At 44.2% G+C, this 25,037-nt stretch carries 20 protein-coding genes; all 20 read left to right on the top strand.

What is annotated here, in order from left to right; genetic code table 11:
- Positions 1-130: 130 nt before the first annotated feature.
- On the top strand, positions 131-2,485 hold the full coding sequence (locus EV146_RS10030; protein ID WP_132005421.1) for an FtsK/SpoIIIE family DNA translocase: 2,355 nt from the start codon (positions 131-133) through the stop codon (positions 2,483-2,485).
- Positions 2,486-2,817: 332 nt separating this feature from the next.
- Positions 2,818-3,543 (top strand): GntR family transcriptional regulator, encoded by a 726-nt coding sequence (locus tag EV146_RS10025; RefSeq protein ID WP_121609205.1) that lies wholly within the window; start codon positions 2,818-2,820, stop codon positions 3,541-3,543.
- A gap of 82 nt (positions 3,544-3,625) precedes the next feature.
- Complete coding sequence (locus EV146_RS10020) at positions 3,626-4,738, top strand: BMP family lipoprotein (RefSeq protein ID WP_132005418.1); 1,113 nt, start codon at positions 3,626-3,628, stop codon at positions 4,736-4,738.
- A gap of 265 nt (positions 4,739-5,003) precedes the next feature.
- A complete protein-coding gene (locus tag EV146_RS10015; protein WP_132005415.1) occupies positions 5,004-6,539 on the top strand; it encodes an ABC transporter ATP-binding protein in 1,536 nt (511 codons plus the stop codon).
- Positions 6,532-7,578 (top strand): ABC transporter permease, encoded by a 1,047-nt coding sequence (locus EV146_RS10010; protein WP_121609202.1) that lies wholly within the window; start codon positions 6,532-6,534, stop codon positions 7,576-7,578. The genes EV146_RS10015 and EV146_RS10010 overlap by 8 nt, the downstream gene beginning before the upstream one ends.
- Positions 7,579-8,538 (top strand): ABC transporter permease, encoded by a 960-nt coding sequence (locus EV146_RS10005; protein ID WP_121609201.1) that lies wholly within the window; start codon positions 7,579-7,581, stop codon positions 8,536-8,538.
- Positions 8,539-9,541: 1,003 nt separating this feature from the next.
- Entirely contained in the window at positions 9,542-10,819 is a 1,278-nt protein-coding gene (gene yfmF / locus EV146_RS10000; protein WP_132005412.1) for an EF-P 5-aminopentanol modification-associated protein YfmF, read from the top strand.
- On the top strand, positions 10,819-12,111 hold the full coding sequence (gene yfmH / locus EV146_RS09995) for an EF-P 5-aminopentanol modification-associated protein YfmH (RefSeq protein WP_132005409.1): 1,293 nt from the start codon (positions 10,819-10,821) through the stop codon (positions 12,109-12,111). Before yfmF ends, yfmH begins: the two co-directional genes overlap by 1 nt.
- Before the next feature lie 60 nt (positions 12,112-12,171).
- The gene (gene ymfI / locus EV146_RS09990; protein WP_121609198.1) at positions 12,172-12,894 is read left to right on the top strand and encodes an elongation factor P 5-aminopentanone reductase; all 723 of its coding nucleotides are present in this window, start codon (positions 12,172-12,174) and stop codon (positions 12,892-12,894) included.
- Positions 12,895-12,993: 99 nt separating this feature from the next.
- A complete protein-coding gene (locus EV146_RS09985; protein WP_121609197.1) occupies positions 12,994-13,251 on the top strand; it encodes a DUF3243 domain-containing protein in 258 nt (85 codons plus the stop codon).
- 168 nt (positions 13,252-13,419) lie between these two features.
- Positions 13,420-14,211 carry a DUF3388 domain-containing protein gene (locus tag EV146_RS09980; RefSeq protein WP_121609196.1) on the top strand — a complete coding sequence of 264 codons (792 nt, stop codon included), beginning with the start codon at positions 13,420-13,422 and terminating at the stop codon, positions 14,209-14,211.
- A 19-nt stretch (positions 14,212-14,230) separates the two neighbouring features.
- Entirely contained in the window at positions 14,231-15,115 is an 885-nt protein-coding gene (locus tag EV146_RS09975; RefSeq protein WP_132005406.1) for a helix-turn-helix domain-containing protein, read from the top strand.
- A 112-nt stretch (positions 15,116-15,227) separates the two neighbouring features.
- Positions 15,228-15,806, top strand: a complete 579-nt coding sequence (pgsA, locus tag EV146_RS09970; RefSeq protein WP_132005403.1) for a CDP-diacylglycerol--glycerol-3-phosphate 3-phosphatidyltransferase — start codon at positions 15,228-15,230, stop codon at positions 15,804-15,806.
- Between the two features lie 26 nt (positions 15,807-15,832).
- Positions 15,833-17,071, top strand: coding sequence for a competence/damage-inducible protein A (locus EV146_RS09965; protein ID WP_132005400.1), 1,239 nt, complete (start codon positions 15,833-15,835; stop codon positions 17,069-17,071).
- 427 nt (positions 17,072-17,498) lie between these two features.
- Entirely contained in the window at positions 17,499-18,542 is a 1,044-nt protein-coding gene (gene recA, locus EV146_RS09960; RefSeq protein ID WP_121609192.1) for a recombinase RecA, read from the top strand.
- A gap of 332 nt (positions 18,543-18,874) precedes the next feature.
- Positions 18,875-20,434, top strand: coding sequence for a ribonuclease Y (rny, locus tag EV146_RS09955; protein ID WP_121609191.1), 1,560 nt, complete (start codon positions 18,875-18,877; stop codon positions 20,432-20,434).
- Positions 20,435-20,604: 170 nt separating this feature from the next.
- Complete coding sequence (locus tag EV146_RS09950) at positions 20,605-21,402, top strand: TIGR00282 family metallophosphoesterase (RefSeq protein WP_121609190.1); 798 nt, start codon at positions 20,605-20,607, stop codon at positions 21,400-21,402.
- A 135-nt stretch (positions 21,403-21,537) separates the two neighbouring features.
- On the top strand, positions 21,538-21,798 hold the full coding sequence (spoVS, locus tag EV146_RS09945) for a stage V sporulation protein SpoVS (RefSeq protein WP_029281188.1): 261 nt from the start codon (positions 21,538-21,540) through the stop codon (positions 21,796-21,798).
- 458 nt (positions 21,799-22,256) lie between these two features.
- Complete coding sequence (locus EV146_RS09940) at positions 22,257-23,993, top strand: 2-oxoacid:acceptor oxidoreductase subunit alpha (RefSeq protein WP_132005397.1); 1,737 nt, start codon at positions 22,257-22,259, stop codon at positions 23,991-23,993.
- Complete coding sequence (locus EV146_RS09935; RefSeq protein WP_121609188.1) at positions 23,994-24,860, top strand: 2-oxoacid:ferredoxin oxidoreductase subunit beta; 867 nt, start codon at positions 23,994-23,996, stop codon at positions 24,858-24,860.
- Positions 24,861-25,037 lie beyond the last annotated feature (177 nt).

Raw genomic sequence — 25,037 nt, 5'->3', positions numbered from 1 at the left:
TGGACGTTATGATATAATAGGGTTAAACTTTAACAGCAGCCGACTTCAGGCTGCTTCTTTTCTTATTGGGAGTTTACGGGTACAGGTTTTGTTTATACTTAAAATGAAGACTAGATAATAAGGTGATAGAATGGTTAAAAAGAAAAAACGACAAACACGGAAAAATAATGACCAGCTAAAGACAACGCTGAAGTATGAATTAGGCGGCCTGATTCTTCTTGCCCTGGCTGTCATTGCAATTGCAAAGCTTGGAGCAGCGGGTAACGCAACGGTTATGTTTTTTCGTTTTTTTCTGGGAGAATGGTATATGATTGGCCTCTTGGGGCTGGTGATATTCTGTGTCTACATTATGTGGAAGAGAAAACTTCCGTTTATCTTTCAAATCAAGCTTTTTGGTACATATTTAATCATAGGAGCCATCCTGCTCCTGAGCCATGTAACACTTTTTGAGCTCCTGTCGAATGGAGGGAAGTTTGAAAACCCAAGTGTGATTGCGAATACATGGGATTTATACTTAATGGAAGCCAAGGGGGAAACCAGTACAGTGGACCTTGGCGGAGGAATGATTGGTGCTATTTTATTTGCTCTGTTTTATTATTTGTTCGACGCAGCCGGATCCCAGCTGATCGCCTTTGTTGCGATTGTTATTGGCTTTGTCCTTATCACTGGCAAAACCTTCAGTGAGCCGGCGGGAAAATTCATCTCCGGTATTGGTGCTTTTTTCAAAAGACAGTGGGAAGCTTTTAAGGAAGATGTAAAAGATTGGAAGGAAGCGCAATCGCATAAGAGAGAAGAAAAACTGGAGGCTAAGAAGGCACAGCGAAAATCAGAAGAACCAAAGGCTGCTCCGGTTTCTGCCACTCCTGAACCTGAAGATATTCCTTCAGCTGAACCGCTTATTTCAAGCTTTGCGGAGCGGGCCTATCCGGCCGAGGATGAGCATGAAACTGAAAAGGGAGCTGTCAGACCAAATCAAAAGAATACACAGAACCAGAATGAACCAGAAGATAAAACGGGAGACGACAGCCCCCCGCCAATGACATTTACAGAAGTGGAAAATGCAGCCTATGAGCTGCCTCCGATCAAGCTGCTGAAAACTCCAAACAAAACGGACCAGAGCGGGGAGTACGAATTAATCCATGCAAATGCAGCTAAGCTCGAAAGGACTTTCCAGAGCTTTGGGGTAAAAGCCAGAGTAACCCAGGTACATTTGGGTCCGGCAGTTACCAAATACGAGGTTCACCCTGATGTGGGGGTTAAAGTAAGCCGAATTGTGAGTTTGAGTGATGACCTGGCTCTTGCCCTGGCAGCAAAGGACATCAGGATCGAAGCGCCAATTCCCGGAAAATCAGCGATTGGAATTGAGGTTCCCAATTCAGAGGTTGCCATGGTTTCTTTAAGAGAAGTGCTTGATGCCAAACAGCATAATAAGCCGGGGTCAAAGCTTCAAATTGGTCTGGGCCGTGACATTACCGGCGAAGCTGTGCTTGCCGAGCTTAATAAAATGCCCCATCTTCTTGTGGCAGGGGCAACCGGAAGCGGAAAGAGTGTCTGTATCAACGGGATTATTACCAGCATCCTGATGAAAGCCAAACCCCATGAAGTCAAGCTAATGATGATCGACCCAAAGATGGTCGAGCTGAATGTTTATAACGGAATACCCCATTTACTTGCGCCGGTTGTGACCAACGCCAAAAAGGCCTCCCAGGCATTGCAAAAGGTTGTAAGTGAAATGGAACGCCGCTACGATTTATTTTCTCACACTGGCACAAGAAATATTGAAGGCTATAACGAGTATGTCAAAAGAAATAATGAGGAGGAAGGCGTAAATCAGCCGCTCCTTCCGTATATTGTCGTAATAGTGGACGAGCTTGCCGATTTGATGATGGTCGCCTCATCTGATGTTGAGGATTCTATAACCAGGCTTGCTCAAATGGCCCGTGCTGCAGGAATACACTTGATTATTGCTACACAGCGCCCTTCCGTTGATGTCATTACAGGGGTAATCAAAGCCAATATCCCATCCAGAATAGCATTCGCCGTCTCATCCATGACCGATTCAAGAACCATTCTTGACATGGGAGGGGCAGAGAAGCTTTTGGGAAGGGGAGATATGCTGTTCCTTCCTGTGGGAGCTTCAAAACCAGTACGTGTCCAGGGAGCGTTTTTATCGGACGAAGAGGTTGAGGAAGTTGTTAACTTTGTAATTGGTCAGCAGAAGGCTCAATACCAGGAAGAGATGATACCGGAGGATATACCGGAAAATTCTTCTGAGGTTGATGATGATTTATATGAAGATGCCGTGGACTTGATTGTAGAAATGCAGACCGCTTCCGTTTCCATGCTGCAGCGGAGATTCAGGATTGGCTATTCCAGAGCGGCCAGGCTCATTGATGAAATGGAACAGCGAGGAATTGTTGGTCCCTACGAGGGCAGCAAACCAAGAACCGTTTTAGTGTCAAAGTCAGAAGAAGCGAGCTCCTGAACATATAAAACTCGTATGTGATGACGTATCCCCTTCAGTAAAAACCGCTGAAGGGGATTTTTCGTGCCTGGAAGAAAAAATAGAACCGATAAAATATAGGTAGGCAGCCTAAATATAGCATACTATTGAAAGCGTTACCATTGTAATCACCTTCCAGTTAATGGGGACTTTTGGAGGTTGAATTTTCTTAATTTATTATTTGTTTGGTTTTTTCTACAAAATCGACAAACTCTATTTATTTATAAATAAAAAAGTGTTATAGTATTTTCGATTAGTAGGAATGTAAAACATCAGAGGTCTGATGTCTGGAGAAGAAGGTTGGAGGAAACCCTATGTCAATCAAGTCAGATAATCGTCACCTTTATTTACAAGTTATCGATCACCTTAAAAAGGACATTCAAAAAGGAGTCTATAAAGAGAAAGAAAAGCTCCCGTCTGAATTTGACCTATCAAAACAGCTTGGTGTAAGCAGAGCCACTCTTCGCGAGGCATTGCGGATTCTTGAAGAAGAAAACGTTATTATTCGCAGGCACGGAGTCGGCACATTTGTGAATGCCAAACCGCTGTTTACCTCGGGAATCGAGCAGCTGAACAGTGTGACAGATATGATTGCACAGGCAGGTATGAAACCGGGGACCATCTTTCTTGAAACTTCTACAACTGGACCTACCGAAGAGGATATTAACCGTTTCACATGCTCACCGGAGGACGAATTAGTCGTGTTTGAGAGGGTAAGGACTGCGAACGGGGAGCCAGTTGTCTATTGCATAGACAAGGTTCCTTCAGAGATTTTACCAGAATCCTTTGCATATGAAAGAGAATCGATATTCCAAATGCTTGAGGAAGGATCGAGCAGGAAAATTGCATACGCTGTCGCCCAAATCGAGCCGATTGGCTATCACGAAAAAATATCGCCCATTCTGGAGTGTGACCCTGAAACTGCATTGCTAGTTTTAAAGCAGATGCATTTCGATGAAATGGATGTACCAATTCTTTTTTCAGTCAATTATTTTAAGGCAGATAAGTTTAGTTTTCATGTTCTGAGAAAAAGATTTTGACTTTTTATGGACAAGGAAACCTTAACCTGCTGACCTTCCGTTTCTACTAAATCGACCAAACAATCCTTAGGGGGTACCAAACTTGAAAAAGCGAAAATTTGGTTTAGCTCTGTCGCTTGTACTGGCTGCTGGAACAATCCTTGGCGCTTGTGGCAACAATGACGCAAAAAAAGACGAAACCACTGGTGACAATGGCAAAAACACAGAAGAGACATTCAAAGTAGCCATGGTTACAGATGTCGGAGGAATTGATGATAAATCCTTCAACCAATCCGCCTGGAAAGGAATCCAGGAATTTGGTGAAGAAAATGGTCTCGAAAAAGGCCAGGACGGATACAATTACTTACAATCTCAATCAGATGCTGATTATACAACTAACCTTAATTCCCTGGCTCGCCAAGATTTCAACCTAGTATTTGGTATTGGGTTTATGATGGCAGAGGCTGTAAATGAGATCGCAGGGCAGCAAAAAGATGCTCACTTCGGTATCGTCGATAGTGTAGTAGAACAGCCCAACGTTGCAAGCGTCCTTTTCAAAGAGCAGGAGGCATCTTTCCTGGCTGGAGTTGCAGCGGGACTTGCAACAGAATCCAATAAAATTGGTTTTATCGGCGGAATGAAGAGTGAGGTTATCGAACGCTTTGAAGCTGGTTTCCTTGCCGGAGTCAAAGCTGTAAACGCAGATGCAAACGTAGATGTTCAGTATGCAGAGGCATTTGACAAAGCAGAAATTGGACAATCCATCGCTTCTAGAATGTATTCTTCTGGAACAGACGTCATTTTCCACGCAGCTGGTGCAACTGGTAACGGACTATTCAAAGAAGCTCGCGACTTAAAGATGAAGAATCCTTCTAAAAACTACTGGGCAATCGGGGTTGACTCAGACCAGGAAGCAGAAGGTGTAGTGACAATTGACGGGAAAAAACATAATGTGATCATCACTTCTGCTCTAAAACGTGTAGATGTTGCAGTTAAAGACCTTTCTACAAAAGCTAAGGAAGGAAATTTCCCTGGCGGAGAAACAACTGTATACGGTTTGGCTGAAGATGGCGTAGGCCTGGCTAAAATCAATGATGAAGTGGCTGCGAAAGCTGACATTGAAGCTAAAGTTAAAGAATTTGAAGAAAAAATCAAAAATGGAGATATCACAGTTCCGGGGACTTTAAAGGATCTTAAAAACTTCTCTGTAAAATAAAATAAACCAACTGGCTCATAAGGATCTTCCTTGCATGCAGCTGGATCACTTTACCTGAAAGGAATAAGGTGCACATTGCATCTTATTCCTTTCAGTAAAACTATGAATGGGGACTAAGATGCCAGCAAAACCCTAACTGAAGAGCAGAAAACGTTCTGCTTTTCATTTAAGGTTTTCAGGGGGAAACCCCATTTTTTGCATGTAATTGAGGTAAGACCTCTTACTACTATCTTTTTCTACCTAATGTGGGGAGTGAAGCAAACAAGTGGAATATGTTATTGAAATGCTCAATATTCGTAAAGAATTCTCGGGCTTTGTCGCAAACGACAATATTACACTGCAAGTAAAAAAAGGGGAAATCCATGCGCTTCTTGGCGAAAATGGAGCAGGTAAATCAACTTTGATGAATGTTTTATTCGGCCTTTATCAGCCAGAACAAGGAGAAATAAAAGTCAAAGGAAAACCTGTTAATATTACAAATCCCAATATTGCAAATGATCTTGGAATTGGGATGGTTCATCAGCATTTTATGCTGGTTGACACCTTTAGCGTTACGGAAAATATTATTCTCGGCATGGAAACAACCAAAGGCGGAGTAATCGATATTCGAACTGCCGAAGAGGAAGTCAGGAAAATTTCAGAACGCTATGGTCTTGCAGTTGACCCGCAGGCCAAGATTTCAGACATATCTGTTGGTATGCAGCAGCGTGTTGAAATTTTGAAAACGCTGTATCGCGGTGCGGAAATCCTTATTTTCGATGAACCGACGGCTGTTTTGACCCCTCAGGAGATTAAAGAACTGATTCAGATTTTACGGACTTTGATAAAAGAAGGAAAATCCATCATCCTTATTACCCATAAACTGAAAGAAATTATGGAAGTTTGTGATCGTGTCACTGTTATTCGCAAAGGGAAAGGAATTGGCACTGTAAACGTCAGCGAAACAAATCCAAACGAACTGGCCAGCTTGATGGTCGGCCGGGATGTTGTTTTTACCACTGATAAATCAGAAGCCAATCCTGCCGGCGATGTTCTGAAAATCAAAGGACTGGCTGTGAAGGATTCCAGGGGAGTCCAGGCTGTCAGGGGTCTAGACCTGTCTGTTCGGGCAGGTGAAATCGTAGGGATTGCAGGGGTGGATGGAAACGGACAAACCGAATTGATCGAGGCGATTACAGGGCTGCGCAAAGCGGAAAGCGGCAGCGTAAAAATTAAGGGCAAGGAAATACTGAACCTTACTCCAAGAAAGATTACAGAATCCGGATTGGCTCACATTCCCCAGGATCGGCACAAACATGGCCTCGTTTTGAATTATCCGATTGGGGAAAATATGGTTCTTCAAACCTATTATAAAAGTCCTTTCTCCAAGTCAGGGGTTATGAATTTTAAGAATATCTATGATAAGGCACGGAAGTTAATTAAAGAGTATGATGTCCGCACTCCCAATGAATTTACTCCTGCAAGGGCCCTGTCAGGCGGAAACCAGCAGAAGGCTATCATAGGCAGGGAAGTTGACAGAGACCCGGAAATCCTTATAGCGGCTCAGCCGACGCGAGGACTGGATGTAGGAGCAATTGAATTCATCCATAAACGCCTGATTGAACAGCGGGATAAAGGGAAAGCAGTACTTCTCATTTCGTTTGAATTAGATGAAATTATGAATGTGAGTGACCGGATTGCGGTTATATACGAAGGCGAGATTGTGGCTATTGTGAATCCAAAAGAAACGACGGAGCAGGAGCTGGGGCTTCTGATGGCCGGTTCGAAGCGGAAGGAAGCAGGTGAAGAAACGAATGTCTAACCGGACGAAAAATATACTTGTCCCTGTCATAGCCGTCCTGCTGGGAATCCTGGTAGGGACGATTATCATGGTTGCCAGCGGATACGATGCGGCAGCGGGCTATACCGCACTATGGAATGGTGCATTTGGAGATGTTTACTTTACGGGTGAAGTCATTCGACAGGTTACCCCCTATATCCTTGCTGGTCTTGCTGTAGCTTTTGCATTTAGGACAGGACTATTCAATATCGGGGTAGAGGGACAGCTGATCGTTGGCTGGCTTGCAGCCGTCTGGGTAGGGGTATCCTTCGATCTGCCTAAAGTCATTCACCTGCCGCTCGCCATTCTTGCTGCGGCAGCTGCTGGTGCATTATGGGCCTTTATACCTGGTTATCTAAAGGCTAAGTTCAGGGTCCATGAGGTTATCGTAACCATCATGATGAACTATGTGGCACTTCATGTGACCAATAATGTAATTCGTACAGTTTTATCAGAAGGAAAAGAACGTTCAGAAAATATTGCAGACACTGCTTCCCTCCGATCTCCATTCTTTGAGGGTTTGACAGAGTATTCCCGTCTTCACTGGGGAATATTTATAGCCGTCATCTGTGCCATTCTGATGTGGTTTATCCTTGAAAAAACGACAAAAGGGTTTGAACTTCGAGCAGTAGGATTTAACGAGCACGCTTCACAATATGCAGGTATGAACGTAAAGAATAATATTATTTTATCAATGGTTATTTCCGGGACTTTTGCAGGGCTCGCAGGTGCTATGGAAGGTCTGGGAACATTCGGCTATACAGCAATCAAGAGCGGATTTACAGGAGTCGGCTTCGATGGTATCGCTGTGGCTCTACTGGGAGGAAATACAGCAATCGGTGTAGTTCTTGCGGCATTTCTTTTTGGAAGCCTGAAGGTCGGCGCATTGAACATGCCGCTTGAAGCTGGTATTCCAAACGAATTGGTCGATATCATAATTGCCCTTATAATTTTCTTTGTTGCTTCAAGCTATATTATTCGATGGTTCATTCAAAGAATGAGCAAGAAGGGGGTGAAATAAGTGGGCTTGATGGATATCCTTTTAATTATTATCCCATCTACTTTACTTTGGGCAGCACCACTTATTCTCACTGCATTAGGTGGTATATTCTCCGAAAGATCCGGGGTTGTTAACATCGGGCTCGAAGGCTTGATGGTAATCGGCGCCTTTACAGCCATTGTTTTCAATCTCAGTACTGTTGATACTCTTGGAAATATGACTCCATGGGTTGCCCTTTTGGTTGCGATGGCTGCGGGAGCGGTATTTTCCATGCTGCATGCCGTAGCATCGATCACCTTCCGAGCCGATCATACCGTTTCGGGGGTTGCTATCAATCTCCTTGCAGTAGGGGTAACTTTGTTCCTGGTAAAATTGATCTATGATAAAGGACAAACAGACATTATCCAGGAAGGGTTTAGCAAAATTGACATTCCGGTATTAAGCAGCATTCCAGTGATCGGCGATTTGTTCTTTTCGAATACGTACTGGACATCCTATGTTGCGATTATTATCGCGATAATTGTATGGTTTGTTATCTACAAGACACCGTTTGGCCTGCGCCTCCGTTCGGTCGGGGAGCATCCGATGGCAGCCGATACAATGGGTATCAATGTAACAAAAATGCGATATATCGGAGTCATTCTCTCTGGAGCGTTAGGAGGACTAGGCGGTGCTGTATATGCTCAGTCCATTTCTTCTGACTTCAGTCACGCAACCATCAGCGGACAAGGCTTTATGGCGCTGGCGGCGATGATCTTCGGAAAGTGGCATCCGCTGGGAGCGATGGGTGCAGCGATTTTCTTCGGTTTTGCACAGAGCTTGAGTATCATCGGAAAGAGCCTGCCTTTCCTCGAGAACATTCCAAATGTATACTTGTTAATTGCACCGTATGTATTGACAATCCTGGCGTTGACAGGCTTTATCGGACGCGCAGATGCGCCAAAGGCATCCGGAACGCACTATATAAAGGGTAGCAGGTAAAAGAAAAGCGGATCCGCCTTGTATAAAGGACCGTCAACTAAAACCCGCCACGTCCTGTGGCGAACGTTGACGTCAGCACGTCCTGTGCAAGTCAGACAGGCATAAGACAGTCCCCGCAGGAAGGCGTTCTTTGCCTTCAGAAGGGGAATGGCTTATGACCCGAGGGGCTAGGCGGAGGAGCTGGACAAAAGAAAAGCGGAATCGCCTGTTCAGCCCTGACAGGCATAAGACGATTCCCGCAGGAAGGCGTTCTTTGCCTTCTGAAGGGAAGTGGCTTATGACCCGAGGGGCTAGGCGGAGGAGCTGGACAAGTAGAAAAGCGGAATCGCCCTGTATTAAGGACCGTCAACTAAAACCCGCCACGTCCTGTGGCGAACGTTGACGTCAGCACGTCCTGTGCAAGTCAGACAGGCATAAGACATGCCCCTCAGGAAGGCGTTCTTTGCCTTCTGAAGGGAAGTGTCTTATGACCCGAGGGGCTAGGCGATGGAGCTGGACAAGTAGAAAAGCGGAATCGCCAACTATCCTGAGACGTCCTCTTGCGAACGGTGATCAAGCACATAGTGTGTTTTACAAAAACCCAGGTGGAAAACCTGGGTTTTTTCGTGCTTTTTATAGGAATAATTAAAAATGCAAGGCATGATGATCCAAATCAATTAGGTTTTCTATTTGAGGACAAGCTTTTGTACCAGTCTCAAAGGAAAAACTTTGCCATTAATCATTAAGCGATCTCAATGAAAAAAAGCAATAACTAGCTTCCTTTTCAAGCTTCTTCTATAAAGGAAGCTATTAATTTATCCAGAAATTGGGCGAAAAGAGGCCCATTTACTTGTAATTATGGAAAACAGAAAGGTATAGTGGGAATAGGTTCTTATACAAAGGAAAAGATAAAAATATAACCTTTGAAGGAAATACATAAGATGTATTAATCAAAGCTTTGTAGGTAAAACAGATAAACCATTCATTGCCTGCTTAAGGCACCTGAATAAAAAGGAGGACCCATATGGGAGTGATTTCTGAAGCTATAAAAGATATGAAGGGCTATAAGCTTCATATTGTAAAATCGGATAAATACAAAACAAACACAATGGTATGGAAAATGAAGGCGCCTTTATCAAAAGAGTCAGTAACCAAGCGTGCGCTTCTCCCTTATGTCCTGCAGAGCAGTACGGCAAATTATCCCTCAACTGCAGCCTTAAGATCCTACCTGGATGATTTATACGGGGCCAGTATGTTTGTGGATGTATCCAAAAAAGGAGAATATCAAATTATCTCCATCTCAGTAGAAGTTGCAAATGAAAAGTTCTTAAGCGACCAGACTCCGCTCCTAAAAAAGGGACTGGAACTGCTGGCTGAAATTATTAAGAATCCACTTATTAAGAACAATGCGTTTGACGGTGAAACAGTTGAGAAGGAAAAACGCACGTTAAAGCAGCGGATTCATTCTGTTAACGATGATAAAATGCGGTATTCCAGCTTCCGGCTTGTACAGGAAATGTGTTCAGGGGAGCCATATGCCCTACACGCAAATGGGGAGCTGGATCAGGTTGATGACATTTCTGAAGTATCCCTTTTTGAATATTATCAAAAAGCTTTTGCCGAGGATGAGCTGGATCTTTACGTAATCGGGGATGTCTCTCCTGAAGAAGTGGAAACAACAGCTGCTTCCTTGTTTGAGTTCGCAGATCGTGTTCCTCAGGATTCCAATTCACTTGATGGCGTCCGCCGCGAGGAAAAGGTCGTTAAAGAAGAGCAGGATGTCAAGCAAGGCAAGTTAAACATAGGCTATCGCACTCATATAAAGTATGGAGATCCTGATTACTATGCCCTGCAGGTCTTTAATGGGATTTTCGGAGGGTTTTCCCATTCGAAGCTGTTCCACAATGTGAGGGAGAAAGCCAGCCTTGCCTATTATGTTGCTTCCAGGTTAGAAAGCCACAAAGGATTAATGATGGTCATGTCAGGAATTGAATTCAAGAACTTTGAGCTGGCTGTAAACATCATCAAAGAACAGATGGATGCAATGCGTTCAGGCGATTTTACAGATGAAGAAATTGAACAGACTAAGGCCGTCATTGAGAATCAAATGCTGGAGACCCTTGATACGGCCAGAGGGATGGTTGAAATTTTATACCACAATGTAGTATCCAAGATCAATGTTCCTCTTGACCAATGGATGAAGGGGATGCAGGAATCAACAAAGGATGATATCATCGCAGTGGCAAACAAAGTGAACCTTGATACCATCTACTTCTTAACTGGAATGGAGGCTGGGGAATAATGGAGAAAATTGCTTTCGATCAGCTTCAGGAAGAATTGTATTATGAAAAATTAGCTAACGGACTGGATGTATATATCCTTCCAAAGAAAGGTTTTAATAAGACATACGCTACTTTTACAACGAAATACGGTTCAATTGATAATCATTTCATGCCATTTGGGAAGCAGGAATTTGTAAAGGTTCCCGATGGAATTGCCCATTTTCTTGAGCATAAATTGTTCGAAAAAGCAGATGGGGATGTTTTTCAGCAATTCAGCCGTCAGGGAGCGTCTGCCAACGCATTTACATCATTTACAAGAACAGCCTATCTATTTTCAAGTACCTCAAATGTGGAAAGAAACCTTGAGACCCTGATTGATTTCGTACAGGACCCTTATTTTACGGAAAAAACGGTGGAAAAAGAAAAAGGAATTATTGGCCAGGAAATCACCATGTATGATGATAATCCAGATTGGCGTTTATACTTTGGGGTTATTGAGAATATGTATCAAAACCATCCGGTTAAAATCGATATTGCCGGTACAATTGAATCCATATCACATATCACAAAAGATATGCTTTATGAGTGCTATGAAACTTTTTACCATCCGAGCAATATGCTGCTGTTTGTAGTAGGGGCAATTGAGCCAGAAGCCATCATGAACCAAATTAAATCCAACCAGGAGAAAAAGGACTATACAGCAAAGCCCGAAATTCAGCGCCGTTTTGGTCAGGAAATAGAAGAGTCGGCTAAAAAGAAGCAAGTCCTCCAAATGAATGTGCAGACACCGAAATGTTTAGTTGGCATTAAGTCGCCTCCTTCCACTTTGACTGGTTCCGAGATGCTGAAGCAGGAGCTTTCGGTTAACATTTTGCTAGATATTCTCTTTGGGAAAAGTTCCGATCATTATACTGAACTGTATAATGAAGGGTTAATTGATGACTCGTTTTCATATGATTACACCCAGGAACAAGGCTTTGGTTTTGCCATCGTTGGAGGAGATACGCCGGATCCTGAAAAGCTTGGTGAAAAACTCACAGCGATGCTTCTGGATGCCAAACAAGGTTCTATAATCAATGAGGATAATCTGGAAAGGGCCAGAAAAAAGAAAATTGGGGGATTTTTAAGATCCATCAATTCTCCAGAATTTATAGCGAATCAGTTTACACGCTATGCTTTTAATGAAATGGATCTATTTGATGTAGTGCCGATGCTGGAAAAGATCACGGTAAAAGATGTCCAGGAATCCGCAGGAAGCATTATTGATGAAAAACGGTTTACCATTTGCCAAGTGGTCCCAAAAAACAAATAAATGAAGCGCCGGCATGCTGCCGGCGCCATTTTAGTTTAAGTTAAAAAGAGGAGAAAAAGCATGAAGAAATTTATTCTGATCACAGGGGCAAGCGGAGCAATAGGACAGGCCATCGCCTTGAAGCTGGCAGCCGAAGGATTTTCCCTATATGTTCATTACAATCAAAACCACAAGGAAATCCTAAGCCTGCTCTCCCGGCTTGATGTATATAAAGGTGATTATATCCCTATTAAAGCGGATCTTTCCTCCCCATCTGGCTATAAAGAGCTGGCATCTCAGGTTTTCTCTCTTGACGGAATTGTCCACAATGCTGGCCATGCATTATATGGACTCCTCCAGGATGTTGAGGAAGCAGAAGTGGCCAGGTTAATACAAGTACATGTGACTTCACCGCTATTGCTGACTAAATTGCTGCTTCCAAAGCTGATCAGCAAAAAAGCCGGATCGATCGTTGCCATCACCTCCATATGGGGTCAAACCGGAGCGGCAAACGAAGTAGTCTATTCCACGGTTAAGGGTGCTCAAATTTCATTTGTAAAGGCTTTAAGCAAGGAGCTGGCACCCTCTGGAATCAGGGTGAACGGGGTGGCTCCAGGGGCGATTGAAACGCCTATGCTCTCCAGTTTTTCTCCGGATGAATTGGACGCCGTGAAGAATGAGATTCCTGTCGCCCGATTAGGGACTCCTGAAGATATTGCCCATGGAGTTGAATTTCTTTTATCTGAAAAGGCGGACTATATAACAGGGCAGATACTTTCCATTAATGGCGGGTGGCATATTTGATCCTTTGGGTGAAAATTTTTCCCCCTCTGCTCATACATGCATATTTTGAGTACAGGCAATGCAAAATAACTTTGAACACTTTAAAAGGAGGTTCAAAACATGTCTGTATTAGATAACTGGGGACAATGGAAAGACTATCTGGGTGACCGTCTGAACAGAGCCCAGGATGACGGTATGAACAGCAATGTTATTACAGATTTAGCTTATCAGGTAGGAGACTACCTAGCCAGGAATGTCGATCCCAAAAATGAACAAGAGCGCGTTCTTGCTGATCTATGGTCAGTTGCGAACAAAGAAGAACAGCATGCGATTGCCAGCATGATGGTGAAGCTTGTTCAAAATAATGGCACAAGATAATAAAAGCTGGACAAAAGAGGGGCTTGGCCTCTCTTTTTGTTTGCTGCCTTTCCTTTTCATGCTTTTTCTTTCATCTTCTACCAAAATCATTTATTATAGAAGCTAGACAAACGATGAGGTCATTGCGGCACAGGAGCCGCCTCCGCTTTATTATTAAGGAGGGTTTTGATGGAGAAGAAAGAGTGGTATTTAGAATATGAAATACAGAAGAACCGGCCCGGCCTTCTGGGGGACATCTCTTCCTTGCTTGGGATGCTTGCCATCAATATCGTCACGATTAACGGGGTCGACCAAGGCAGGCGGGGACTGCTGATTCTTGCGAAAAATGATGAACAAATTGTCAGGCTGGAGTCAATTTTACATACAATGGACACGATAAAAGTAATAAAGCTTCGTGAGCCGAAGCTCAGGGACCGTTTGGCGGTGAGGCATGGCCGGTATATTCAAAGGGATGCCGATGATAAAAAAACTTTCCGGTTCGTACGCAATGAACTTGGACTACTGGTCGATTTTATGGCAGAATTGTTTAAGCAGGAAGGACATAAGCTGATTGGCATCAGGGGCATGCCGAGGGTTGGAAAGACAGAGTCGGTTGTCGCTGCCAGTGTGTGTGCAAACAAAAGATGGCTGTTTGTATCTTCCACCCTGTTAAAGCAAACAATCCGAAACCAGCTGATCGAAGACGAATACAATGCAGACAATCTGTACATCCTTGACGGGATTGTTTCGACAAGAAGGGCCAATGAGCGGCATTGGCAGCTGGTCAGGGAAATTATGAGAATGCCCGCAGTCAAGGTAGTGGAACATCCGGATATATTTGTTCAGAATACTGAATATACAATCAATGATTTTGATTATATTATTGAACTCCGAAATGATCCGGATGAAGAAATCGTTTATGACGTGGTTCAGCAAAACAATATGTTTGCAGATTCGGATTTCGGTGGATTCGATTTTTAATTAATTGGAAGGTGTTATTGTGACAGAGTTAGGAGTGCGCTTAAAAGAGGAGAGGGAAAACAAAGGTCTGAGCCTTGATGAACTGCAGGATATAACAAAAATTCAGAAGCGGTATCTTGTAGGCATTGAGGAAGGCAACTACACAATGATGCCGGGGAAATTCTATGTCCGTGCATTCATTAAACAATATGCGGAAGCGGTCGGTCTTGATCCGGATGAAATCTTCGACCAATACAAAAATGAAATTCCGACTACTTATAATGAAGATTTGCCGGAGCAGCTTTCCCGTGTACAATCCCGGAAAAACCTTTCCCCGGGAGCTTCCAAAGTATTGGATTTGCTACCAAAGCTTTTGATTGGGATTGTGATCCTTGGTGTCATTGTATTAGTCTGGTACCTCATTGTAAAGAGTGCGGATGATGATGCGAAGAGCCCTGTAAATGAAGGCAACAACCCAGTCAACATTGAAGAAACAAAAAAGGTTGAAGAAACAGAGCCAAAGGATAATGCCAATTCGGACGAGCCTGCTCAAGATGAAAAGGAAGAAGCTGCCGAGGAGCCTGAAAAGCCGGAACAGGAACTGGCTGTCGCGGAAAAGAACGGCATTCAGACTGTTTATGAGTTAAAGAATGCAGAGGCTTTCGAACTGAAGGTGGCCTCAACCGGTGCAAGCTGGGTTGGCATAAGCAACGGCTCCGGAAAGTCGCTGTTCCAGGGAACTTTGGAAAAAGGGAAAACGGAAAGCCAAACCTTTGATTTAACGAATGAATCAGAGGCGACCATTATTGTGGGCTTTGCTCCAGATACTGAAATCTATGTAAATGGGGAGAAGCTTGAATTTGAAAATCCGCCTGCAGACAGTACCAGGCAGGATATTACCATACGCTATACTAAAAGCGAATAATAGTCATCTTCATGGTGGCTATTTTTTCGCTTGTCTTACAAGAGTCTGAAGCCCAAGCATATAGATTGGACACAGCGGCTTAAGCTCATATTTTTGTTGTGGAGGCAATTAAATGAATATACCTAATAAAATCACCATATCCCGCATCATTCTCATCCCAGTGTTTCTGGTGGTTATGCTTGCTCCTTTCAAGTGGGGACAGATTTCCCTGCTCGGAGCGGAAATGCCTGTCACTCATCTTATAGGAGCGCTCATTTTTATTTTTGCTTCTACCACAGACTGGGTTGATGGATATTATGCCCGCAAATACAATCTTGTAACAAATCTGGGCAAGTTCCTGGATCCGCTTGCCGATAAACTGCTCGTATCCGCTGCTCTCATTGTCCTGGTGGAATTGGAACTGGCTGCTTCCTGGATTGTGATCATCATCATTTTCAGGGAATTCGCTGTAACCGGCCTTCGGGCAATCCTTGCAGAGGGTGGAGAAGTGGTTGCAGCAAATATGCTGGGTAAAATTAAAACCTGGGCGCAGATCATTGCCATATCTGCCTTGCTGCTCCACAATATCATTTTTGAAATGATCTCCATTCCTTTTGCTGACATTGCCCTTTGGGTAGCGTTAATTTTCACGGTCTGGTCTGGCTGGGATTACTTTAATAAAAATAAGGGAGTCTTCCAAAACTCGAAATAAACAAGCTATAGAAGCGGGGTAGACGTATGAATGCAGAAATCATTGCAGTAGGATCCGAATTGCTGCTAGGGCAAATTAATAACACGAATGCACGGTACCTATCAGCCCAATTGGCCGGAATTGGTGTAAATGTTTACTACCATACAGTGGTGGGGGACAATCCGGATCGAGTCAAAAAAGCGCTGGAAATTGCCGATAAGCGTTCAGAACTGATTATTTTTACAGGAGGTCTTGGTCCAACAAAGGACGACCTCACAAAGGAAACCATTGCAAAGCACCTTGGGGTGGAGCTGGCGATGGACGAAGACGCAATGAGCTCGATTGAGGCTTACTTCAGCCGCAATAACAGGGTGATGACCGATAATAATAAGAAGCAGGCTTTGGTCCTGAAGGGTTCACAGGTCCTCAAGAATGATAATGGAATGGCACCGGGGATGCTTTACTCGAAAGATTCGCACCATTATATGCTCCTGCCGGGGCCGCCTTTTGAAATGGAGCCCATGTTCGCAGCTTACGGCATTCCGGCAATTATGGCCAAAATGGAACAGCAGGCAAAAATTGTTTCCAGAGTTCTCCGCTTCTTTGGAATCGGGGAAGCAGCTTTGGAGACTAGGCTGGAGGATTTGATCGAAAGTCAAAGCAACCCAACCATTGCCCCGCTCGCTTCTGAATCGGAAGTGACCATCAGACTCACAGCAATGCATGAGTCGGAAGCAGCTGCAATCAGCCTGATCGATGAGATGGAAGCAAAAATAATGGAAAGAGTAGGACATCATCTCTACGGATATGACGATACCTCTCTTATGCTGGAGCTTTCAAAGCTTTTGAAGGCAAAAGGCATGGCGGTAGCTGCTGCTGAAAGTTTGACAGGGGGCATGTTCCAGCAGGAAATGACTTCGCTGCCTGGTGCAAGCGGGCTATTTAAAGGCGGTGTGGTCTGCTATACGAATGAAGCGAAGATCAACATGCTCCAAGTAAAAAAAGAAACAATTGACGAATATGGAGCCGTGAGCGAACAGTGTGCGAGGGAGCTTGCCGAAAATGCTGCCAGGCTGCTGGGTGCTGATATTGGCATTAGCTTTACTGGTGTTGCGGGTCCTGATGAACTCGAAGGACATCCGGCTGGAACTGTGTTCATTGGCATTCATATGAATGGGAAGCCGGCGAGGGTTGAAAAACTTCTCCTATCCGGTTCAAGGGGAATCAACCGGACCAGAGCGGTAAAATACGGATGCCACCTGCTTATCAATAGTCTAAAAGGATAAGAGGCGGTCTATACAGGAAGGCTGATACAAAAGGGCAAGTTGCTTTTGATATCAGTCTTTTTCTTATGCAGGGCGTGCAGTTTTCCAGTATTTATGTAGGAAAGCCAGGGATACTTGTAAATCTGAATAGGAAACACTGTTCTAACTATTCATTTGTTCTCAAATGAATCCTTGGCGTTTGGTTAAAAAAGTCAGACTATCGGGTAAAAGCGGAATATAACGGTGGATTCCACTGGACTTTATTCTAAATGCTGTTTTAAAATTGAGCTTTCTGCCATTAACACCCTGTAAAAAAAACGAATGGATGTTCGACTTTTTACTGTACAAATCACTAGAAAAACGGTATAGTAAGGATAGGTTTTAAATAAGAGTTTTCGTGTCCGGCATTCTATATTTCGGGCATTTGTATATAAAAGGAGGAAATTGAGTGAGTGACCGTCAAGCTGCCTTAGATATGGCGTTGAAGCAGATAGAAAAACAATTTGGTAAAGGCTCAATTATGAAACTGGGGGAGCAGACTGACCGCAAAGTATCTACCTCTCCAAGCGGTTCCCTTGCACTGGATGTTGCACTGGGAATAGGCGGTTATCCGCGAGGCCGTGTAATTGAAATCTATGGACCAGAAAGCTCGGGTAAGACTACTGTTGCCCTCCATGCGATCGCAGAGGTTCAGGCAAAAGGCGGCCAGGCTGCGTTCATTGATGCCGAACATGCTCTTGACCCTGTTTACGCTCAAAAGCTGGGAGTCAACATCGACGAACTATTATTATCTCAGCCGGACACAGGTGAACAGGCACTTGAAATCGCAGAAGCCCTTGTCCGCAGCGGCGCGGTTGATATCCTTATTATCGACTCCGTTGCAGCCCTCGTTCCAAAAGCTGAAATTGAAGGAGAAATGGGAGACTCCCACGTTGGTCTTCAAGCCCGTTTGATGTCTCAGGCCCTTCGTAAGCTTTCTGGTGCCATCAACAAGTCAAAGACGATTGCCATTTTTATTAACCAGATCCGTGAAAAGGTTGGCGTTATGTTTGGTAACCCAGAGACAACTCCGGGTGGACGTGCCCTTAAATTCTATTCAAGTGTCCGTCTTGAAGTGCGCCGTGCCGAGACATTAAAGCAAGGGAACGATATGGTGGGGAACAAGACGAAAATCAAAGTCGTCAAGAACAAGGTTGCTCCTCCATTCCGGGTAGCGGAAGTAGACATTATGTATGGAGAAGGGATTTCTAAAGAAGGTGAAATCATCGACATGGGATCCGACCTGGACATCGTCCAAAAAAGCGGCTCCTGGTACTCCTACAATGATGAAAGGCTTGGGCAAGGACGCGAAAATGCCAAGCTGTTCCTGAAAGAGAATCCTTCTATTCGTCTTGAGATTCAACAAAAAATCCGTGATCACTATAATCTCGATGGAGAGAAGACTATTACGGAAGAAGCTGAGGATGATCAGGAAGAGTTCGAGCTTTCTTAATCTACCAAAAGAGCAAAGCCGCTTTCGGCTTTGCTTTCTTTTTTGCCATAATAATATGTTCATTGTCTTATTCGCCTGAACGGCCATAACATCATTCAAGGGATCCATGTTCTTTTGGCAAAACAATGCTTTTTAATGAAAGAGATGGTCTCTAAGGGGACAAACCCTTGACAATAAAAAATGCCACCTATACAATTAAAATGTATATTTTTACTTTTTATAGTAATAAAACGTTTAAAAGCCTTTGTGCTGTATGTTGATAATGAAACAATATACATGCCGACACTTTAAAAAACGTAACACAAAGTTCATAGCAAGAGGAGGTGAAAATGATGGAATTCACAATAATCATCTCCATTTTGCTTGGCCTAATTATCGGTGCAGTTGTTGGCTATTTTTATCGAAAATCCGTTGCAGAAGCAAAAATAGCAGGGGCAAGAAATGCGGCAGAACAGATTCTTGAGGATGCAAAGCGGGATGCGGAAGCATTGAAGAAGGAATCCCTGCTTGAAGCAAAGGATGACATTCACAAACTTCGCACGGAAGCAGAACGTGAAGTGCGCGAGCGAAGAAATGAACTTCAAAAACAAGAAAACCGTTTACTGCAAAAGGAGGAGAATCTTGACCGGAAGGATGAATCGTTGAATAAACGGGAAATTCTTTTGGAGAAGAAAGATGACTCTCTAAACCAAAGACAACAGCATATTGAACAGAAGGAAAGCAAAGTGGACGATATGGTTCGGGCACAGCAAACTGAGCTGGAACGCATCTCGAGCTTAACGCGTGATGAGGCAAAATCCATCATTTTAGAACGTACGGAGAAAGAGCTTGCTCACGACATCGCTGTCATGATCAAGGAAAACGAAAACAGGGCGAAGGAAGAATCCGACAAGAAGGCAAAAGAATTATTATCTCTTGCCATTCAGCGTTGTGCTGCTGACCATGTTGCTGAAACAACAGTTTCTGTTGTCAACCTTCCTAACGATGAAATGAAAGGCCGAATCATTGGACGTGAGGGACGGAATATCCGGACCCTGGAAACACTGACAGGAATCGACTTGATCATCGACGATACTCCAGAAGCCGTCATTCTTTCCGGTTTCGATCCGATTCGCCGCGAAACGGCAAGATTAGCGCTTGATAAGCTAGTCCAGGATGGAAGGATTCACCCGGCAAGAATTGAGGAAATGGTTGAAAAGGCGAGACGGGAAGTGGATGAGCATATTCGCGAGGTCGGTGAACAAACCACATTTGAAGTGGGTGTACACGGACTTCATCCTGACTTGATTAAAATTCTTGGACGCTTGAAATACCGTACAAGTTACGGCCAAAATGTCCTTAAGCACTCTATGGAGGTTGCTCAGCTTTCAGGATTATTAGCAGCTGAACTCGGCGAGGATGAAACACTGGCGCGCCGTGCAGGGCTTTTGCATGATATTGGGAAAGCCATTGACCATGAAGTGGAAGGAAGCCATGTGGAAATCGGTGTAGAGCTTGCTACCAAGTATAAGGAGCATCCAGTTGTTGTCAACAGCATTGCTTCCCATCATGGGGATTCTGAACCGACTTCTGTCATCGCAGTGCTGGTCGCTGCAGCAGATGCTTTATCGGCTGCCAGACCAGGGGCTCGCAGTGAGGCGCTTGAGAACTATATTCGACGCCTTGAAAGACTTGAGGAAATCTCTGAATCCTATGAGGGCGTTGATAAATCCTTTGCCATCCAGGCAGGACGGGAAATCCGGATTATGGTTAAACCTGATCAGATTGATGACCTGCAGGCACATCGCCTTGCCCGCGACATCAGGAAGAAGATTGAAGAGGAACTGGATTATCCAGGCCATATAAAAGTTACTGTCATCCGTGAGACGAGGGCAGTTGAATACGCAAAATAAAGCGGTGCTCATGCACCGCTTTTTATGTTTGGACTTCCTGCGGGTATAGAGAAGATAAAAGTAACAAAAGAATAAGATGAAGATACATATGGTTTTTTGACAGATTTGCCCGACACCAGAGTGGAGGGCCATTATTAATAGACTAAATCATAGAATGGGAATGGAATGACATGAGAATTTTATTTATCGGGGATGTTGTTGGTTCTCCTGGCAGAGATATGGTGAAGGAGTATCTACCAAAGCTGAAGGAGAAATACAGGCCGACGATTACAATCATTAATGGAGAAAATGCCGCCAGCGGAAAAGGGATAAACGAAAAGATTTACCGCAGTTTCCTGGAATGGGGGGCCCAGGCTGTTACACTGGGCAATCATGCGTGGGATAAAAAAGAAATATTTGATTTTATAGACTCAGCCAAATACCTTGTCAGACCGGCGAACCTGCCTCCCGAGGTACCAGGAAAAGGCATAGCTTATCTAAAAGTAAATCAGGATGAAGTAGCCGTGATCAATCTTCAGGGCCGAACGTTCCTTCCGGCCATTGACTGCCCGTTTAAAAAAGCGGATGAACTCATATCTGAGGCAAGGGAACGCACTCCGATTATCTTCGTTGACTTTCACGCGGAGGCAACCAGTGAAAAGCTCGCAATGGGCTGGTATTTGGATGGCCGGGTAACCGCAGTGATTGGCACTCATACTCACGTTCAGACCGCGGACAACCGTATCCTGCCAGAAGGTACTGCCTATTTAACTGACGCAGGAATGACGGGGCCCTATGATGGAATCCTTGGAGTCCAGCGGGAAGCTGTTCTGAAACGTTTCCTGACTTCACTGCCGGTTAGGTTTGAGGTTACCGAAGGCGGCCGCAACCAGCTGTCCGGGGCAATAATTGACCTGGATAACAAAACGGGGAAGGCCAAAAAGATTGAACGAGTGCTGATCAATGACGATCATCCATTTTATGGCTAGATCCTAATCAACTTCTCTTTTTTTTTACTGCCTGGGCATATACGGTACACTGCCTGAATATAGTAGCAGTGGAACCACTTATTCCTGAATGTAATTGTCACATTCGCCCGGGGATAAAATAAGGAGGAGCTAGGTATGGAAATATTAAAAGTTTCAGCAAAATCTAATCCTAATTCTGTAGCTGGTGCGCTTGCAGGGGTTCTGCGTGAAAGAGGCGCGGCAGAAATCCAGGCAATCGGTGCGGGTGCATTGAATCAAGCCGTCAAGGCAGTAGCGATCGCAAGAGGGTTTGTAGCGCCTAGCGGAGTGGATTTGATTTGCATTCCAGCATTTACCGATATTCTAATCGACGGCGAGGAACGGACAGCCATAAAGTTGATTATCGAACCAAGGTAAATAGGTAAAAGAAGACACAACAAGAGAAGCCCAATACCCATCTGCCCTTAGCCTGGCAGATGGGTTTTCCTTTTTCTCCGGGCCCATTTCCGGGGGCAATTTTCTATATAAATATAACAACTTAAGACTGGGAAGTGAATTGTACCTTTGCGGGAACAAGTGGGAGAATACCGTGAAATCATGGTGTACGAACCACTGAATAAGGATCCTCTTTCCCCATAAGTTTTTACAAAATGTAAAATATATAAATATTCATATTTTAGCCACTATTTTGTCTCAAAGGGTTGCATTTTTATGTACATAGGTCTAGAATTGAAAGCGTTTAGTACCCCTAAGTAGTTGATTTTAAGCCGGAAATTTGTTAATTAGATAATTTCCAGTGAATTACTTGGAATTGTGCTAAAATTTACAAAGAATATAATTACATATTTTTTAACGTACCTAAAGGGGTGTAAGAGATGATCAATCAACTTTCGTGGAAAGTTGGAGGACAGCAGGGAGAAGGAATAGAAAGCACTGGAGAAATTTTTTCGATTGCCCTTAACAGACTGGGCTATTATTTGTACGGTTACCGGCACTTTTCATCACGCATTAAAGGCGGGCATACGAATAACAAAATTCGTGTGAGCACAACGCAAGTGCGTTCCATTTCTGATGACCTGGATATCTTAGTTGCGTTCGACCAAGAGACCATTGATGTAAACTATAAAGAGCTTCACAGCAAGGGTGTAATAATGGCCGACTCTAAATTTGATCCGAAGAAACCAGAGGATACACAAGCTGGTTTGTATGCGGTTCCATTTACGGAGATTGCCACTGAGCTCGGCACATCCTTGATGAAGAACATGGTTGCAATCGGGGCAACAAGTGCTGTCCTGGATCTCGACATCCAGGTTTTTGAGGAAGTGGTCCAGGAAATCTTTGGACGGAAAGGCCAGCAGGTTGTTGATAAAAATATGGAAGCCATTAAATCAGGCTATGAATATATGAAAGAAAAGCTGGGCTCTAATGTAGGAGCCATGCAGCTAGAAAAAGCAGATGGCCAGCAGCGCTTATTTATGATTGGAAATGATGCCATTGCTCTGGGGGCACTTGCAGGGGGCTGCCGTTTCATGGCTGCGTATCCTATCACACCTGCTTCCGAGATTATGGAATATTTGATCAAGAAGCTGCCTGCAGTCGGAGGAACAGTCATTCAAACGGAAGATGAAATCGCCGCAGTCACCATGGCGATTGGTGCAAATTATGGCGGAGTCAGAGCATTGACCGCTTCAGCCGGTCCTGGGTTATCCCTTAAAATGGAAGCGATTGGCCTTTCTGGCATCACCGAAACTCCTTTAGTCATTGTCGATACACAGCGTGGAGGTCCTTCAACAGGCCTTCCGACAAAGCAGGAACAATCAGACCTTATGGCCATGATCTATGGTACCCATGGGGAGATTCCAAAGATTGTCATGGCACCAAGTACGGTACAGGAAGCCTTTTATGATACTGCTGAAGCATTCAACCTGGCTGAGGAATATCAATGTCCGGTCATCGTCCTTTCCGATCTTCAGCTTTCATTAGGAAAACAGACAGTTGAACCACTTGAGTTTGACAAGGTTGAAATTCGCAGGGGCAAGCTGCAGTCCGGGGATCTCCCTGAAATCGAAGGCAAAGGCTACTTCAAACGCTATGAAGTAACAGCAGACGGGGTTTCTCCTCGTGTTATCCCGGGAATGAAGAACGGAATACACCACGTTACAGGAGTAGAGCACGAAGAAACTGGGAAACCGTCAGAATCGGCCGCTAACCGGATTGCCCAAATGGATAAGCGTTTCCGCAAAATCAGCAATTTAAAATTCGATACCCCGGTCCATAAGAACGCTCCGCATGAGGAGGCAGATTTGCTGATTGTTGGATTTAACTCAACAAGAGGTGCGATTGAGGAAGCGATGGGACGCCTGGAGCAGGACGGATTGAAAGTGAACCATGCACAAATTCGATTAATCCACCCATTCCCGGCTGACGAGCTTCTGCCTTTAGTAGCATCGGCGAAGAAAGTTGCCGTTATCGAAAACAATGCTACGGGACAGCTGGCAAATATCATGAAGATGAACGTCGGACATCACGGCAAGATCACCAAAATCTTAAAATACGACGGGAATCCATTCTTGCCTCATGAAATTCACTCGAAATGCAAGGAGTTGTTCTAAATGGCCACATTTAAAGACTTTCGAAATAATGTTAAACCCAACTGGTGCCCTGGCTGCGGAGACTTCTCTGTACAGGCAGCCATGCAGAGGGCCGCTGCCAATGTAGGACTTGAGCCTGAACAACTGGCAGTTGTTTCCGGAATTGGCTGTTCTGGGCGTATTTCGGGATACATCAACTCATATGGATTCCACGGGATTCACGGCCGTGCGCTTCCAATTGCGCAAGGAGTAAAAATGGCAAACCGTGACCTCACCGTCATTGCTTCCGGCGGGGATGGGGATGGCTTCGCTATTGGAATGGGGCATACCATTCATGCCATTCGCCGGAATATCGATATTACCTATATTGTAATGGATAACCAAATTTACGGTCTGACAAAAGGACAGACTTCTCCGCGGTCAGCGGCAGGCTTCAAGACGAAATCCACTCCGCAGGGTTCCATCGAGCAAGCAATTTCCCCGATGGAAATGGCACTTACAGCAGGTGCCACTTTTGTCGCACAGAGCTTTTCAACCGATCTGAAAGATTTGACCGCTTTAATAGAAGCAGGCATTAAACATAAAGGATTTTCATTGATAAATGTATTCAGTCCTTGTGTAACTTATAATAAAGTGAACACATACGACTGGTTTAAAGAAAACCTCACAAAATTAAGTGAAGTTGAAGGCTATGATTCTTCCAGCCGTGAACTGGCAATGCAGACGCTTATGAAGCATGATGGTTTAGTAACTGGTCTTATTTACCAGAACACGGAGCGCAAATCGTATCAGGAACTAATCAGTGGCTATTCCGAAACGCCTTTAGCCCATGCGGACCTGTCACTCGACCAGAAATTCTTCGATAAGCTGACAGCAGAATTTGTTTAATTGATCCCCCAGCTCATATTGAACAGCACCCCATTTGTTAGACACTCTCTAACAAATGGAGATGCAGTTCAATGGCTGGGATTTTTTATTTAGACTCTTTATTTTGGTATAATAATAATTTGGGATCAAAAGGCTATTGTTCATGTTATTTGATATTGAAGAGTGAGATATTCCATT

The organism is Mesobacillus foraminis (assembly GCF_004340465.1).
Lineage (GTDB): Bacteria > Bacillota > Bacilli > Bacillales > Cytobacillaceae > Mesobacillus_B > Mesobacillus_B foraminis.
The sequence above is the reverse complement of the archived record's forward strand: the minus strand, read 5'-3'. Positions and strand labels throughout refer to the sequence as shown.